This is a genomic window from Bradyrhizobium sp. LeoA1Lang (genome assembly GCF_055413685.1).
The window spans coordinates 41,757-56,647 of the sequence record NZ_JBVAPG010000013.1; the positions used below are offsets into that span (position 1 = coordinate 41,757).

A 14,891-nucleotide genomic window follows, 5' to 3' on the forward strand; every position below is an offset into this window, starting at 1 on the left:
GTCACTTTTTAAGCCTATCCGTGTCATAGTCAGAATGACTGATTCGCTGCGTGCTGTTTGCGCAATCTATGAAGAGCCATGTCCAAATCACTGAAATCCGCTGCAAAAACCAAATCCAATGACGACCTGTTCGCCGGTGCCGAGCCTAAAGGCCGGGCGCCGCTGAAGGTCGCTGCGCGCTCGGGTTCCGCTGAGGCTGACTATACCGCTGCTGATATCGAGGTGCTCGAAGGGCTGGAGCCGGTCCGCCGGCGGCCCGGCATGTATATCGGCGGCACCGACGAAAAGGCGCTCCACCATCTGTTCGCCGAAGTCATCGACAACTCCATGGACGAGGCGCTGGCGGGGCACGCCACCTTCATCGAAGTGGAGTTGACCGCGGACGGTTTCCTGACGGTCACCGACAACGGCCGCGGCATCCCGATCGATCCGCACCCGAAATTCCCGAAAAAGTCCGCGCTTGAAGTCATCATGTGCACGCTGCATTCGGGCGGCAAGTTCGACTCCAAGGTCTATGAGACCTCGGGCGGTCTGCACGGCGTCGGCATTTCCGTGGTCAACGCCCTCTCCTCGCGGCTCGAGGTCGAGGTGGCGCGCGGCCAGAAGCTCCACCGCATGACGTTCGAGCGCGGCCATCCCAAGGGCAAGCTCGAAGACCTTGGCAAGGTCAGCAACCGCCGCGGCACGCGCATCCGCTTCAAGCCCGATACCGACATCTTCGGCGCCAAGGCCACATTCAAGCCGCAGCGCCTGTTCAAAATGACGCGCTCAAAAGCGTATCTGTTCGGCGGTGTCGAGATCCGTTGGCATTGCGACCAGGAGCTCTTGAAGGGCGTTGAGGATGTGCCGGCGGAGGCAACCTTCCACTTCCCCGGCGGATTGAAGGATTACCTCGCCGCCGCGATCCATGCCGACACGCTGGTGCATCCGGACATCTTCTCCGGCAAGTCGGGCCGCAACGGCGCCCACGGCGCCTGCGAATGGGCGGTGGCCTGGACGGCGGATGCCGACGGCTTCCTCTCCTCCTACTGCAACACGGTTCCGACCCCCGATGGCGGCACCCATGAATCCGGCATGCGGAGCGCACTGTTGCGCGGCCTGAAGGACCACGCCGAGCGCGTCGGCCAGGGCAAGCGGGCTGCGTCCGTGACCTCGGAAGACGTCATGGTCGGCGCGGCGGTCATGCTCAGCGTGTTCGTGCGCGAGCCGGAATTCCAGGGCCAAACCAAGGACCGGCTGGCCACGGCGGAGGCCCAGCGCATCGTCGAGCAGGCGATCAAGGATCCGTTCGATCACTGGCTGTCGGGCAATCCGGTGCAGGCCAACCGGCTGCTCGATTTCGTGATCGACCGCGCCGAGGAGCGGCTGCGCCGCCGCCAGGAGAAAGAGGTCGCGCGCAAGACCGCAGGCAAGAAGGCCCGCCTGCCCGGCAAGCTCGCCGATTGTACCGACGCCGGACTTGCAGGTTCCGAGCTCTTCATCGTCGAAGGCGACTCGGCCGGCGGCAGCGCCAAGCAGGCGCGCGATCGCAAGCTGCAGGCCGTGTTGCCCCTGCGCGGCAAAATCCTCAACGTCGCCTCTGCCGGCAAGGACAAGCTGATGGGCAATGTCCAGCTCAGCGACCTCGTGCAGGCGATCGGCTGCGGCACCGGCGCGCATTACCGCGAAGAGGATCTGCGGTATCAGCGCATCGTCATCATGACCGACGCCGACGTCGACGGCGCCCATATCGCGTCGCTGCTGATCACCTTCTTTTACCGCCAGATGCCACGGCTGATCGACGAAGGGCACCTCTATCTGGCGGTGCCGCCGCTCTACAAGCTCACCCACGGCTCCAAATCGGTCTATGCCCGCGACGACGCGCACAAGGACGCGCTGATCAAGAGCGAGTTCAATGCCAACGCCAAGGTCGAGGTCAACCGCTTCAAAGGCCTCGGCGAGATGATGCCGGCGCAGCTCAAGGAAACCACGATGGACCCGGCCAAGCGCACCATGCTGCGGGTCGTTCTGCTTGCCGACGACCGCGAGGGCACCGCCGATTCGGTTGAGCGATTGATGGGCACCAAGGCCGAGGCGCGGTTCGCCTTCATTTCCGACAAGGCTGAATTTGCCAGCGACGACCTGCTCGACGTCTAGTCATCGCCTTCCAGTCTAACCCTATGTACACGCGGCAGATTTTTGATCCTGCCGCGGTACGCAGGCCGCTCCGGGCCGAAGAGTACCGGAGCGTTTTCAGGCGAGTGTGCCTGTCCCGCAACAGCATTCCTGGTTGAAATAGCTATAGTTTGTGCAGCTACGGAATGGAATCGACGCAGCCGTCAGGCGCTCGTCATGCAAGTTGGGGATTTGGACATGAAGAAATTGGCGCTCGCTGTGGCCGCGGTTGCAGCACTGACGGGGTCGGCCTCGGCGGCTGATCTTGGCGCTCGGCCGTATACGAAGGCGCCGCCGCCCGTTGCACCGGCCTATAACTGGACGGGCTTCTACGTCTTTGGCGGTGGCGGCGGCGGTCTGTGGAACGCCGACAGCAACATTGAAACCACCGCTGGTGGGATTCCGCTGTCGCGCGACACGCGGCTCGGTGGCGACGGCTGGTTCGGTACCGTTGGTATCGGTTACGACTGGCAGTTCAACGGCCGGTGGGTTGCCGGCGTGTTTGCCGACGGCCAGTTCGGCAGCCTTCGCGGTTCGCTGACCGATCCAATCGGCAATATTGAGGGACGCCAGAAGCTTCGGACCAGCTATGCGGCTGGTGTGCGCCTCGGCTATCTCGTTGCACCGAATGTCTACTCCTACGTCAACGGCGGCTATTCGGGCTCGGAATGGTCGAGCACGGCCATGAACGACCTGGCCGGGAACCCGACCGGAGTCACCACTCCTTCCTTCCGTCGTGATGGCTGGTTCGTCGGTGGCGGCGTTGAGAACAACCTCGACATCTTCGGCATCAGCGCACCCGGCTGGTTCATGAAGACCGAATACCGCTCCGCGTTCTACGACCGCATCTCCCTACCGGAGTCGTTCGTTGGTGTGCCGACGGGAATTTCGACGACCTTCAAGCCCTGGGTGCAGACCATCAGCACCTCGATCGTCTACCGCTTCAACTGGGGCACCCCGTTCGTCGCCAAGTACTGATCTCTGCTGAACTAGCAGGCAGAAGCCCCGGCATTGTCCGGGGCTTTTTTGCGTCTGCGGCTGGCGCTCGTTGCAAGGCTGGCACGCCTGCGACAGCCGGGGCTGGCAAAGGTGCGCCCGATTCGGCATCTTCCCCCGATCTCAACAGAAACGGAAAATAACGATGGGAACGCCCCTCTTCGACCTTACTGGCAAGGTTGCGATCGTCACCGGCGGCAATGGTGGAATCGGACTTGGGATGGCGCGTGGGCTGGCCGATGCCGGCGCTGCGATCGCCGTCGTCGGCCGCAACGAAGAGAAGTTGGCGGCCGCGGTCGCCGAACTCCAGCAGCGCGGCGGCAAGGCCGTTGCAGTCGCCGCCGATGTGACCGACGGCAAAGCCGTCGCCGACATGGTGGCGCGCGTCGAAGCCGAGCTCGGGCGGATCGATATCCTCGTCAACAACGCCGGCATCAATATCCGCAAGCCGCCGCATGCGCTCGATATCGGCGAATGGGATAGCGTGATCGCCACCAACCTCACCAGTGCCTTCCTGTGCTCGCAGGCGGTCTATCCGGCGATGAAAGAGGCCGGCGGCGGCAAGATCATCAATATCGGCTCGATGATGTCGATCTTCGGCGCCAGCTTCGCGCCGGCCTATGCCGCCAGCAAAGGCGGCATCGTGCAGTTCACGCGCTCCTGTGCCTGTGCCTGGGCGGCCGACAACATCCAGATCAACGCGATCCTGCCCGGCTGGATCGACACCGACCTGACCCGGCGCGGCCGCAGCGAGATCGCCGGGCTGCATGAGCGGGTGCTGGCGCGCACGCCGGCGGCGCGCTGGGGCGATATCGGCGATCTCTCAGGGATCGCGGTGTTCCTCGCTTCGCCGGCTTCCGATTTCATCACCGGCACCGCCATCCCCGTCGATGGCGGCTATTCGATCATGGGCTGATTCAGGAGAGCGCGGGCGACTGCACATGTTCGGGGCGCACGCCGATCCCGACGAAGCGCGCGGTGATGCCCTGCAGCCAGGGTATGGCGGTGACCAGCCGCACCACTAGCGGAACCTTGACCGGCTGGCCGGCTGGCCCGAGCGCAGCGCTGATGATCTTGTTCTGCACGATGGTCTGCATCGTCTGAGTCATCTTCATCGGAAATTCGCGCCGCTGACGCACAGCGTCGAGTTCATCCTCGGTCGGACAGCCGCCCGCAAGCTTTGCCGCCAGCAGATTGGCGGTCGCGACCGCGTCCTGCACCGCCAGGTTGACGCCGACGCCGCCGACCGGCGACATCGCATGCGCGGCGTCGCCGATGCAGAGCAGCCCCGGCAGCGTCCAGCGCTTCAGGCGATTGATCGCAACCGTCAGAAGCTTCACGTCGTCCCAGCCTTTGACATCGGACATGCCGGACTTCAGGATCGGCGCCAGCCGCACCACGTCATCCAGCAGCGCCGCAAGTCCCCTCGCCTTGACGGCGTCGTATTGTCCCTTGGCGATGACATAAGCGCATTGCCAGTAATCGCCGCGGTTGAACGTGACCATCATTTTGCCGGGCTCGACGCGCGCGAACAGGTTCTCGTTTTCGTCCGGCCGCCGCCCGACGCGGAACCACAACACGTCCATCGGCGCGCCAATCTCCTCGACCGCAAGGCCGGCGCGCTCGCGTACTGTGGAGTGACGGCCGTCGCAGGCAATCGTCAGATCGGCCTCGATGTCGAGCGCCCCCTCCGGCGTCGTCGCCCTCACGCCGGCGACCGCTTCGCCATTGCGGATCAGATCGATCGCCTCCGTGCTCATCAGCACCTGCAGCGAGGCGAAACGCCTGCCGTTCTCACGCAGGAAGTTGAGAAAGTCCCATTGCGGCATGAAAGCGATGAACGGGTATTTTGCGTCGACGCGGGAGAGATCGGCGATCCGGACCTTGGTGCCGCCGAACATCCCTTCGAGCTTCTGCAATTCCTGGTGCGGCAGCTTGAGGAAGCCGTCGATCAGCCCGAGTTCATCCATCACCTGCAGGGTCGAGGGATGCACGGTGTCGCCGCGAAAGTCGCGGAAGAAGTCGGCGTGCTTCTCCAGCACCACCACATCGATGCCGGCGCGGCCCAGGAGATAGCCAAGCATCATGCCCGCCGGGCCGCCACCGACGATGCAGCAGCGCACCTTTATCCGGCGCGCTGACGGGTGCTGCGTCACGTTGTCGACCATGATCTGTCTCCACGCCGCATCGATCTTCACGTCGATTGTAGTGTAAGCATAGCGTCCGAGACACGCTCAATTTGATGAAATCGCTCTCCGCCGCCGTGCCCCGCGAACGCGGGGCATCCAGTATGCGCCAGCCTCTCCATTAAACTCAGGCGCCTCTGCAATACTGGATCGTCCGGTCAAGCCGGACGATGACGAGAGAGACGAGCTTAGCGGCGGAACGTCTTGATCTCCGACACGCTGCCGTCGCGATAGGTGAGCTCCACCGAGACCGACTTGGTCTGCGGCGCAAGCTTCAGATAGGGCTGCGCCTCGTGCGGGATCACGCTGGGGTCGCGGGCATCGCAGGGCGGCATCTTCAGCACCTTGTCCGGCACTGCGCTGTCGATACCGACGCGCGCCTCGCGGATCGCGCAGCGATAGGACATCAGATGGGTGTAATAGACCAGGAGCCCGTTGAACTCGCGGAACGACAGCCAGCTCGTCGCGGTCATGTCGAGGATCTTGCGCTGGTCGCGGATCAGTGCCGCTTCAGGATCGAAGCGGATCGGAAACGGCCCTTGCGTCTCCCCGGCCGCATCGACATAGCGAACCTGGATGGTGCCGGCCGGCGCATCGGCGGCCAACTCGATCGACGGATTGGGCATCCGCTTGCGGGTGCGCGGATCGAGTGTATCGATGAACCCGGTCTCGCGGAAATCGCCGCTGTCGCCCATCCGCCAGGAGATTCCGAGCGCAGGGTCCGCGAGCGAGAACACCACCGTCCAGCCGCCATTATGGCGGGAGAAACTTGCGATCGGCGCGTTGACGGAATCGTCCTTCGGAATGCGCGGCACCGAAACCGGCGGCAATGCTGCAAGCTTCTGCGGTGCCTCGGCAGCTCCCGCCATATCCGGCCCTTTCGCCATGCCGTTCAGGAACACGTCATCCACCATCTGATCGAAGTAGACCGGGATCTGCTTGTGCCTGATGGTCTCGGCCGCCTCGCTGACCAGGCGCCGGGTGTGCTGGGCGACCTGCACCAGATTCTTGCCGGGCTGCAGCAACTGCTTGGCGAAGGTACGGGTGAACACCGAATTGGGATTGGTATCGTCATTCGACAGCCGATCGAGGGCGGTCTGGCGCGGGCCTGCCGAGAACACCGAGAACACGCCCTCCGGCAACTGCGTCATCGGCGCCAGCCCGCCGCCGCCGGCGACTGCGCGCGTTCCCGGCCGCTCGAACGGATTATTGCGGCAGGCGTCGAACACCAGGATCGAGGTGCGCGCCTTCTTGTTCTGCAGGCGCTCGACGATGCGGTCGGCGAGAACAGAGGCGTCGCGCACCAATTCTTCCTGGCCCTCGGTCGCCGCCGGCACGTCGGTCGGCAGCAGGAAATTCTGGCCGGCGATCTCGAAGCCATGGCCGGCATAGAAGAAGAACGCAGTGTCGCCGGGCTCGATCGCCTTGTCGAAGGCTAGCAGCGTCTCGGAGAATTGCTGCCGGTTCTGGTTCTCGGCGATCATCACGGAGAAGCCGAGCTGCTTCAGCGTGTCGGCCATGGTGCGGGCGTCGTTGACCGCCTTTTGCAGTTTCGGGACGTTTTTGTAATCATTGTTGCCGACGACCAGCGCCACGCGCTTTTCCGCACGCGCCGGCGCGGCGAGAGTTGCCGATGCCAGGGCAATGCCCGCGACCATCAGAACTCTCGAAAGAAAGCCAGCCATTCTCTGCCCCGTCTCACTAGATCATGATCCGATTAGACGGAATCGGATCATGATCTCATCCCTTTGTTTGAGCATGATCTCCGCGCAAACGCTTCGCGTTTGTCGCGAGGGAAAACCGGTTTCCACTTTTCCGGATCATGCTCTGGGCGCCCCGTAACGCGCGACCGTCGATGCCATAGTCGGTACACCGCCCCAACCGGTTCAGTGTACGAGGTTTCGCGCTCCGTCAGTACCGCCCCGCCATTTGACGGCCAAATGACAGCTCGCCCGTTATTTGTGCGAAAACATTAAGCTTTTTCGGCCATTTAGGCGGTTCCCAGATTGACTTTGGCGATTTCGAACCTATGTTCCGGTCAACGCGGCCTTGGATCGAAACGCGATTCCCTGAGTTTGCCGCCCGTCAGCGTCAGTCAGAGCCCCCGAGCTTTTTTCAGAAGCGCGCCGTTTCGGGGCGAAACGCGGCAGCCTTTTTACCCTCGATTCCGAACGGCGGTGTCGACAAGAGGCTCAATGTCTTTTTCCAATCTCGGCCTTTCCGACAAGGTCTTGGCCGCCGTAGCGGCCACCGGATACACCAATCCCACGCCCATCCAGGAACAGGCGATTCCCCACGTTCTCGCCCGCCGCGATGTCCTCGGCATCGCCCAGACCGGCACCGGCAAGACCGCGGCCTTCGTGCTTCCGATGCTCACCATCCTCGAGAAAGGCCGGGCCCGGGCAAGGATGCCACGGACCCTGATCCTCGAGCCGACGCGCGAGCTCGCCGCCCAGGTGAAGGAAAACTTCGACCGCTATGGCGCCGGCCAGAAACTCAACGTGGCGCTCCTGATCGGCGGCGTCTCGTTCGGCGACCAGGACAGCAAATTGACCCGCGGCGTCGACGTCCTGATCGCAACCCCCGGCCGGCTGCTCGACCATACCGAGCGCGGCGGACTATTGCTCACCGGCGTCGAGCTGCTCGTGATCGATGAAGCGGACCGCATGCTGGACATGGGCTTCATCCCCGATATCGAGCGCATCTGCAAACTGGTGCCCTTCACCCGACAGACGCTGTTCTTCACCGCCACCATGCCGCCGGAAATCCGGCGCATCACCGAGGCCTTCCTCCACAACCCCGTGAAGGTCGAAGTCTCCAAGCCCGCCACCACCGCCGTCACCGTCACGCAATCGCAGGTGCCCTCCGGACGCGAGCCGCACCAGAAGCGTGAAATCCTCCGCCGCCTGCTGCGCGGGGCCAAAGATCTCAACAACGCGATTATCTTCTGCAATCGCAAGCGCGAAGTCGCCGTTCTTCACAAGTCGCTGCAGAAGCACGGCTTCAGCGTCGGCGCGCTCCACGGCGACATGGACCAGTCCGCCCGTACGGCCGCGCTCGATCAGTTCCGCAAGGGCGAGCTGCCGCTGCTGGTCGCTTCCGACGTCGCCGCCCGCGGCCTCGACATCCCCGCCGTCAGCCACGTCTTCAATTTCGACGTCCCCCATCATCCCGACGACTACGTTCACCGCATCGGCCGCACTGGCCGCGCGGGCCGCACCGGTACCGCAATCTCGATCGTCACGCCGCTCGACACCAAGTCGGTCGCTGCGATCGAGAAGCTGATCGGCCAGCCGATCCCGCGTGCTGAAGGCGACTTCACAATTCAATCGGATGAGAACGAGACCGACGAGCAGCCGCGCGAGGCGCGGCGGCGTGACGGATCGCGCGAGCGCAGCGGCCGCAACTCGCGGCGCGAACGTGAGCCGCGAGTTGGTCACGGCCGCGATAGCCGCAATGCCAATTCGCAGCCGCCGGCCGCCACTAGCCCGCGCGTGCCTTCGATCGGCCGTCCGGAGCCGCGACGCACGCAGCGCGACGTCGACTCAGAGCCGGCCGATCATTCGCATCTCCCTGCGTTTCTGCTGCGCCCCGTGCGGGCCCGCGTCTAGCGCTTTGCACAGCGTCGGCCCGGATCAGGCCGACGCCCTAATCTCTTGGCTTGGTTCGTTTTTTTCGTGCCGCCGATTCTTCCATCAGAATCGTCGGCGCGCGGCGTGCGATTCCCCTATTTACGGGGCGTTCATTATCCTCCATTAGCGTGGCAACGATACTTTTAGTTATTGCGGCTGAGCGGCGCGGCTCGGCATTGGGGACTTGATCAGTGGTCAAGCTGCTGGACGAACACGAACGCACGATGGCTTTTGCCGAGGTTGCGCTTGGCCAGATCAGGTCGCTTCGTCAGACCGCCGTCCCCCGCAATTACGAAATCTGGTACGTCTATGCGACCGGATACAACGCTCCGCTCAATAAGATCATCAACGAGACTCTGGCGCGCAACGGCAAGCTGAGCGAAGCCGATCTCGAGCAGATCTACGAGACCTATCTCTCCCACATCAAGACCTCCGATCGTATCGACAAGGTCGGCGCGCGTGTCATCGGCGAGATCGACGATGTCGTGACGCTGATCTCGGACGCGCTCGGCATGTCTGCGAGCTACGACGCAAGCCTGAGCGGCGCCAGCGAAAGGCTCGCGAGCGTGAAGAATCGCGACCAGCTCAAGCCGATCATCGAGCAGCTTGTGAAGTCCACGCACGAGATGCGCGAAACTAACAAGGCGCTCGAGAACCGCCTGGCGCTGTCAAAGACCGAAATCAGCAATCTCCAGCACAGCTTGGAGGCGATCCGGGCCGAGAGCCTGACCGATCCGCTGACCGGACTCGGCAACCGCAAATATTTCGACCGCTCGATCGAGATGGCAGTGCAGACCGCGATCGCCAATGACCAGCCGCTGTCGCTGCTGATGTTCGACATCGACCATTTCAAATCGTTCAACGATTCCTACGGCCATCTCACCGGCGACCAGGTGCTGCGGCTGGTCGGCATGTCCTTGAAGCAGACCATCAAGGGCCAGGACATCACCGCGCGCTACGGCGGCGAGGAATTCGCGGTCGTGCTGCCCAACACCAGCCTACGCCAGGCGCTGACGGTGGCCGACCACATCCGCCGCGCCGTGATGGCGAAGGAATTGAAGAAGAAATCCACCGGCGAGATTCTCGGCCGCGTCACCATCTCGGTCGGTGTCTCCCTGCTGAAGGCGGGCGACGACACGGATGCGCTGATCGAACGTGCCGACGCCTGCCTCTATGCCGCCAAACGCGCCGGCCGCAATCGCGTGGTCTGCGAAGTCGACCCCGAATACACCGCCGAGATCCGCAGCCGCGTTGCTTGACGGCTTCGCGGCGGTTTTCGCGTTTTCCAGCATGCTCTTTCCCCGTCATTGCGAGCGAAGCGAAGCAATCCATCTCACCGCTTGTGGAGACATGGATTGCTTCGTCGCTGCGCTCCTCGCAATGACGGGCTGGAGCTGCGTAGGGTGGGCAAAGGCGCACTTGCGCCGTGCCCACCATCGCACGCGCTATCTGGAACGGTGGGCACGCTTCGCTTTGCCCACCCTACGACTTGGCGTCTTCTTGGCTTTCTTCGCCGAGGCCTTCTTCGCCGCCTTCCTCCCCTTCGGCCGCTTGCGCAACGCGGCGCGCTGCGCGGCGGCGAGTGCGGCCCTTGCCCATTGCGCCAGCTCTTCCGAATCGTCGAACAACCGCGCCGGCAACTGCCAGTAGGAGTTCACCGTAACGGTCCGGGTGCTCGTCTGATATTGGAACGGCTTCGAGCCTTCCGCTTCAAACCGCGGAATGGTCTCTTCATCGGCACGGAAATAGAGCCCCGCGCGCAGCGACAGCGCGAAGTTGGTACCGTCAGCGGAAATACCGTAGCCGGAGAACATGCGGCGGATGGTGACCGGACCAAAATCGGCAAACAGGTCGATCAGGAATTCGCGGTCCATCATGCGCCAGCCCCCACTGCAACCCCTCATGGTGAGGAGCGCGCCAGCGCGTCCCCGGACGATGCTTCGCATCGCCTTGAGAACCATGAGGCCCCGCTCTCGCCCGTGGCCATCCTTCGAGACGGCCGCAGCGCGGCCTCCTCAGGATGAGGTTAGCGCAAGCTGCGGCAGCTCGTTACACCTTCGCCGGCGTGAGCTGCACCGACTCGCCGCAGCCGCAGGCGGAGACCTGGTTCGGGTTGTTGAAGATGAACTGCGCCTGCATCTTGTCGGCCTTGTAGTCCATCTCGGTGCCGAGCAGGAACAGGACCGCCTTGGGGTCGACCAGGATCTTCACGCCCTTGTCCTCGACCACCTCGTCGGTCGGCCGGATCTCGTGGGCGTATTCGACCGTATAGGATTGGCCGGCGCAGCCGCCATTCTTGATGCCGACGCGAAGGCCGACGATCTCGGAATCGGCGCGCTTGGTCAGTTCCGTGATCCGCGCTGCCGCGGCGTCCGTCAGTTTCATCACCTGCGGGCGCGGCCGCGGCTTCGGCTTGGCAACTGGTGCGATGGTGTCCATTGCAGCGGCTCTCTCTCCCTACGATGCAGAGCGGCAAAGTCTGTCATCTCAAAAATAACAACGAAATTCCGGCTGTGAAGGTCTCATGTTTGCAATTGGCTAGAACTCCTCCGAACGCCTCGCCTAGTAGATGGCCCATACTCCCGGTGTGACCAGTTCCAGCAGGTGATTGTCCGGATCGCGGAAGTAGATGCTTTTGCCGCCGCGCGGCCAATCGGTCCTGCCTTCGATCGCGACATCGTGCTCGCCAAGCCGCTTTTCCCAGGCCGGCAGTTCGTCCGCGGCGATGGCAAAGGCCGCATGGATCGGGCCGTTGCCATCGTGCGGCGGAATGGTGCCGCCGGGCAGATGAACCGTCTCGAGCGTGGCGCCGCGACGAAACAGCAGCAGCACATTGCGGCCTCCTATGTCGAAGGCCATAAACCGCGAATCGCTCGTCAGCGGCTCAAGGCCAAGCACATCGGTGTAGAACGCGCGGGCGCGGTCGAGGTCATCGACATAGAGTGCGGTCTCGATGACACCGGATAGCTTCGGCAATGACCCTCACCACATATTGAGCACGAGACGGGCCTCGTCGCTCATCCGATCCGGCGTCCACGCCGGCTCCCAGACCAGGTTGACGTTGACGACGCCGATGCCGGGAACACTGGCCAGCGCATTCTCCACCATGGTCGGCAATTCGCCGGCCGCCGGGCAGTTCGGCGTGGTCAGCGTCATCAAGACGTCGACGCTGCGGTCGTCCTTGAGATCGACCTTGTAGATCAATCCGAGCTCATAGATGTCGGCCGGGATTTCCGGGTCGAACACCGTCTTCAACGCGGCCACGATCTCCTGGCTGAGACGCTCGGTCTCTTCCGGCGGCAAGGCGGAGCTCGTCTCCACATGGGCGGTTTTGACGTCGTCGGCTGTCTCGGTCATGCGAACAATTCCCCGGCCTTGATCAAGGCTTGCGCCAGATGGTCGACCTCTTCCCTCGTATTATACATGCCGAACGAGGCCCGGCACGTGGCTGTGACATTGAACCGCTCTAAGAGCGGCATCACGCAATGGGTGCCGGCGCGCACCGCAATGCCCTGGCGATCGATCACGGTCGCGACATCATGGGGGTGGGCGCCCTTCATCTCGAAGGAGATCACCGGCCCCTTCTCCCGGGCGGTGCCGATCAGCCGCAGCGAATTGATCTCGCGCAGGCGCTCCTGGGCGTAGGTGAGCAGGTCGTGCTCATGGGCGGCGATGCGCTCCTTGCCGATCGAATTGACGTAGTCGATCGCAGCGCCCAGCCCGATCGCCTGGACGATCGGCGGGGTTCCGGCCTCGAATTTGTGCGGCGGGTCGCCATAGGTGACCCAGTCCTTTGCGACCTCGCGGATCATCTCGCCGCCGCCGTTATACGGACGCATCGCGACCAGGTGCTCGTGCTTGGCATAGAGCGCGCCGATGCCAGTCGGGCCGTAAACCTTGTGGCCGGTGAAGGCGTAGAAATCGCAGTCGAGGTCCTGGACGTCGATCGGCAGATGCACGGCACCCTGCGCGCCGTCGACCAGCACGGGAATGCCGCGGTCATGCGCGATCCTGACGACCTCCTTGACCGGAACCAGCGTTCCGAGCGCGTTCGACATCTGCGTGATCGCCACCAGCTTGGTGCGCGGCGAGATGAGCTTCTCGAATTCCTCGATCAGGAAATTGCCGTCGTCATCGACCGGCGCCCATTTGATGACAGCGCCATGCCGCTCACGCAGGAAATGCCAGGGCACGATGTTGGAATGGTGCTCCATGATCGAGAGCACGATCTCATCGCCCTGCCCGATATTGGGCTCACCCCATGAGGAGGCGACCAGGTTGATCGCCTCGGTGACGTTGCGGGTGAAGATGATCTCTTCGCTGCGCCGGGCGTTGACGAACTTCGCCACTTTGGTGCGGGCGCCTTCGTAAGCCTCCGTCGCGGCATTGGCGAGGTAGTGCAGGCCGCGATGCACATTGGCGTATTCGGTCTTGTAGGCCTCGGCCATACGGTCGAGCACCGCGTTCGGTTTCTGCGCGGAGGCCGCGTTGTCGAGATAGACCAGCGGCTTGCCGTAGACCTTAAGCGCAAGCGCCGGAAAATCCTCGCGCACCCGCGCGATATCGTAAGCGCCATTGGCGACCGCCGGATGCGTACTCATCCCCGTGCCTCCAGCCAGCGCTGTGCCGCCGCGATCACATGCTCTCGCAGCGAATCGTTCGCGATCGATTCGATGGCCTCGCCGACGAAGGCCTGGATCAGGAGCGCCTGCGCTTCCTTCTCGGGAAGACCGCGCGCACGCAGATAGAACAAGAGGCTTTCGTCCAGCGCGCCGGTGGTCGCGCCATGGCCGCAGGTGACGTCGTCGGCAAAAATCTCGAGTTCCGGCTTGTTGTCGGCCTCGGCCTCGTCGGAGAGCAGGAGCGCCCGCGTCATCATCTTGGCGTCGGTCTTCTGCGCGTCCGGACGGACGACGATGCGGCCCTGGAACACCGAGTGGGCGCGGTCGTCGATCACGGCGCGGAACACCTCGCGGCTGGCGCAGTGCGGCACCGCGTGATCCATGAACATCGTGGTGTCGGCATGCTGCCGACCCTTGATCAGGTTGACGCCGTTGGTGTCGACCCGCGCGCCCTCGCCCGCAAAGACGATGGTCGGCTGATAGCGGCTGACACCAGCGCCCGAGACCATGCCAAAGGTGTTGAGCTGCGCATGCGCGCCGAGCGTCACCGCGGCGGAAGCAATGTTGAAGGCCTCTAACCCGTCTTCGATCAGGCGGAGATGATCGAGCCGCGCATTGTCGCCGAGCGAAACGATCAGGGAGTCGTAGGTCTGATACGCCTTTGTACCTTCGGTGGCGACGAAGCTTTCCACCAGCGTCGCGCTCACGTCGCGGCCGAGCCGGAGCAGCGAACGGGTGAACATCGCAGCCGGTGTGCCCACGCTTGCGACATGGACCACGTGCAGCGGCTGCGCCAACACGGTGCCGTTGGCAATTTCGATCACGACGCCGTCGGTCGCCATCGCCGTGTTCAGCGCGATCATGGGATTGGAGTTATCTGATGCCAGCAACTCGCCCTGTAGCGGGCCGTCCCCCGCCTCCAGCACCTCGCGCAGCGTGCGGACCGAAAGGCCCTTCTCGCCCTTGCCGAGATCGGAAAGCTTTGGCGCGAACACGCCATCGACCAGCACGAGCCGCCGCGTGCCTTCGATCGTATGCAGCTTGAGCGCGGCTTCCGCGCGCGACAGAGCCGCCGCATCGGGTGCAGCCGCCAGCGGCAACACCTCGCGCATCAACGCGCGCAGGTCGGTATATTTCCAGTCCTCGATCCGGCGGTGCGGAAGGCCCGCGCCCTCAAAGGCCTCAAAGGCCTGCCGCCTTTGCTCAGCGACCTTGCCGGAGCCAGGCAACCGCTCGCGCGCGAGCGCAAAACTGGTGCTCACCGCGCGCCCGGTATCGGTTTTTGCCAACACGACGTTCAT

General features: G+C 63.6%; 13 protein-coding genes. 5 read left to right on the forward strand and 8 right to left on the reverse strand.

Annotated elements, in window-relative coordinates; translation table 11 throughout:
* Positions 1 to 78 precede the first annotated feature (78 nt).
* The 3 genes from parE (at position 79) to ACZYOF_RS07330 (ending at position 4,066) form a co-directional block, all read left to right on the forward strand.
* Positions 79 to 2,136 carry a DNA topoisomerase IV subunit B gene (parE, locus tag ACZYOF_RS07320; RefSeq protein WP_130578370.1) on the forward strand — a complete coding sequence of 686 codons (2,058 nt, stop codon included), beginning with the start codon at positions 79 to 81 and terminating at the stop codon, positions 2,134 to 2,136.
* Positions 2,137 to 2,352: 216 nt separating this feature from the next.
* Positions 2,353 to 3,132, forward strand: coding sequence for an outer membrane protein (locus tag ACZYOF_RS07325; RefSeq protein WP_130578369.1), 780 nt, complete (start codon positions 2,353 to 2,355; stop codon positions 3,130 to 3,132).
* Positions 3,133 to 3,295: 163 nt separating this feature from the next.
* A complete protein-coding gene (locus ACZYOF_RS07330) occupies positions 3,296 to 4,066 on the forward strand; it encodes an SDR family NAD(P)-dependent oxidoreductase (RefSeq protein WP_130578368.1) in 771 nt (256 codons plus the stop codon).
* A 1-nt stretch (position 4,067) separates the two neighbouring features.
* Here the strand turns inward: ACZYOF_RS07330 and ACZYOF_RS07335 are convergent, their stop codons facing one another.
* Complete coding sequence (locus ACZYOF_RS07335) at positions 4,068 to 5,318, reverse strand: FAD-dependent oxidoreductase (RefSeq protein ID WP_130578367.1); 1,251 nt, start codon at positions 5,316 to 5,318, stop codon at positions 4,068 to 4,070.
* A gap of 206 nt (positions 5,319 to 5,524) precedes the next feature.
* Positions 5,525 to 6,994, reverse strand: a complete 1,470-nt coding sequence (locus tag ACZYOF_RS07340) for a caspase family protein (RefSeq protein WP_463715302.1) — start codon at positions 6,992 to 6,994, stop codon at positions 5,525 to 5,527.
* A gap of 537 nt (positions 6,995 to 7,531) precedes the next feature.
* On the opposite strand from ACZYOF_RS07340, the gene ACZYOF_RS07345 reads away from it, so the two are divergent.
* A complete protein-coding gene (locus ACZYOF_RS07345; RefSeq protein WP_463715303.1) occupies positions 7,532 to 8,947 on the forward strand; it encodes a DEAD/DEAH box helicase in 1,416 nt (471 codons plus the stop codon).
* A 212-nt stretch (positions 8,948 to 9,159) separates the two neighbouring features.
* Complete coding sequence (locus ACZYOF_RS07350) at positions 9,160 to 10,227, forward strand: GGDEF domain-containing protein (protein WP_130584209.1); 1,068 nt, start codon at positions 9,160 to 9,162, stop codon at positions 10,225 to 10,227.
* A gap of 186 nt (positions 10,228 to 10,413) precedes the next feature.
* Here the strand turns inward: ACZYOF_RS07350 and ACZYOF_RS07355 are convergent, their stop codons facing one another.
* From ACZYOF_RS07355 to sufD, 6 genes are all read right to left on the reverse strand, one after another.
* Positions 10,414 to 10,842 carry a TfoX/Sxy family protein gene (locus ACZYOF_RS07355; RefSeq protein WP_130584211.1) on the reverse strand — a complete coding sequence of 143 codons (429 nt, stop codon included), beginning with the start codon at positions 10,840 to 10,842 and terminating at the stop codon, positions 10,414 to 10,416.
* A 175-nt stretch (positions 10,843 to 11,017) separates the two neighbouring features.
* Complete coding sequence (locus ACZYOF_RS07360; RefSeq protein ID WP_027584369.1) at positions 11,018 to 11,407, reverse strand: HesB/IscA family protein; 390 nt, start codon at positions 11,405 to 11,407, stop codon at positions 11,018 to 11,020.
* Between the two features lie 123 nt (positions 11,408 to 11,530).
* Positions 11,531 to 11,944: a VOC family protein gene (locus tag ACZYOF_RS07365; RefSeq protein WP_463715304.1), complete on the reverse strand. Its 414-nt coding sequence runs from the start codon at positions 11,942 to 11,944 to the stop codon at positions 11,531 to 11,533.
* Positions 11,945 to 11,950: 6 nt separating this feature from the next.
* Positions 11,951 to 12,325 carry an SUF system Fe-S cluster assembly protein gene (locus ACZYOF_RS07370; protein WP_130578796.1) on the reverse strand — a complete coding sequence of 125 codons (375 nt, stop codon included), beginning with the start codon at positions 12,323 to 12,325 and terminating at the stop codon, positions 11,951 to 11,953.
* Positions 12,322 to 13,569, reverse strand: a complete 1,248-nt coding sequence (locus tag ACZYOF_RS07375; RefSeq protein ID WP_463715305.1) for a cysteine desulfurase — start codon at positions 13,567 to 13,569, stop codon at positions 12,322 to 12,324. Before ACZYOF_RS07375 ends, ACZYOF_RS07370 begins: the two co-directional genes overlap by 4 nt.
* Positions 13,566 to 14,891, reverse strand: coding sequence for a Fe-S cluster assembly protein SufD (gene sufD / locus ACZYOF_RS07380; RefSeq protein ID WP_463715306.1), 1,326 nt, complete (start codon positions 14,889 to 14,891; stop codon positions 13,566 to 13,568). The genes ACZYOF_RS07375 and sufD overlap by 4 nt, the downstream gene beginning before the upstream one ends.

Coding starts and splice junctions, on each gene's coding strand:
- parE (WP_130578370.1), top strand. CDS start 79: ATGTCCAAATCACTGAAATCCGCTGCAAAAACCAAATCCAATGACGAC.
- ACZYOF_RS07325 (WP_130578369.1), top strand. CDS start 2,353: ATGAAGAAATTGGCGCTCGCTGTGGCCGCGGTTGCAGCACTGACGGGG.
- ACZYOF_RS07330 (WP_130578368.1), top strand. CDS start 3,296: ATGGGAACGCCCCTCTTCGACCTTACTGGCAAGGTTGCGATCGTCACC.
- ACZYOF_RS07335 (WP_130578367.1), bottom strand. CDS start 5,318: ATGGTCGACAACGTGACGCAGCACCCGTCAGCGCGCCGGATAAAGGTG.
- ACZYOF_RS07340 (WP_463715302.1), bottom strand. CDS start 6,994: ATGGTCGCGGGCATTGCCCTGGCATCGGCAACTCTCGCCGCGCCGGCG.
- ACZYOF_RS07345 (WP_463715303.1), top strand. CDS start 7,532: ATGTCTTTTTCCAATCTCGGCCTTTCCGACAAGGTCTTGGCCGCCGTA.
- ACZYOF_RS07355 (WP_130584211.1), bottom strand. CDS start 10,842: ATGGACCGCGAATTCCTGATCGACCTGTTTGCCGATTTTGGTCCGGTC.
- ACZYOF_RS07360 (WP_027584369.1), bottom strand. CDS start 11,407: ATGGACACCATCGCACCAGTTGCCAAGCCGAAGCCGCGGCCGCGCCCG.
- ACZYOF_RS07370 (WP_130578796.1), bottom strand. CDS start 12,325: ATGACCGAGACAGCCGACGACGTCAAAACCGCCCATGTGGAGACGAGC.
- ACZYOF_RS07375 (WP_463715305.1), bottom strand. CDS start 13,569: ATGAGTACGCATCCGGCGGTCGCCAATGGCGCTTACGATATCGCGCGG.
- sufD (WP_463715306.1), bottom strand. CDS start 14,891: ATGAACGTCGTGTTGGCAAAAACCGATACCGGGCGCGCGGTGAGCACC.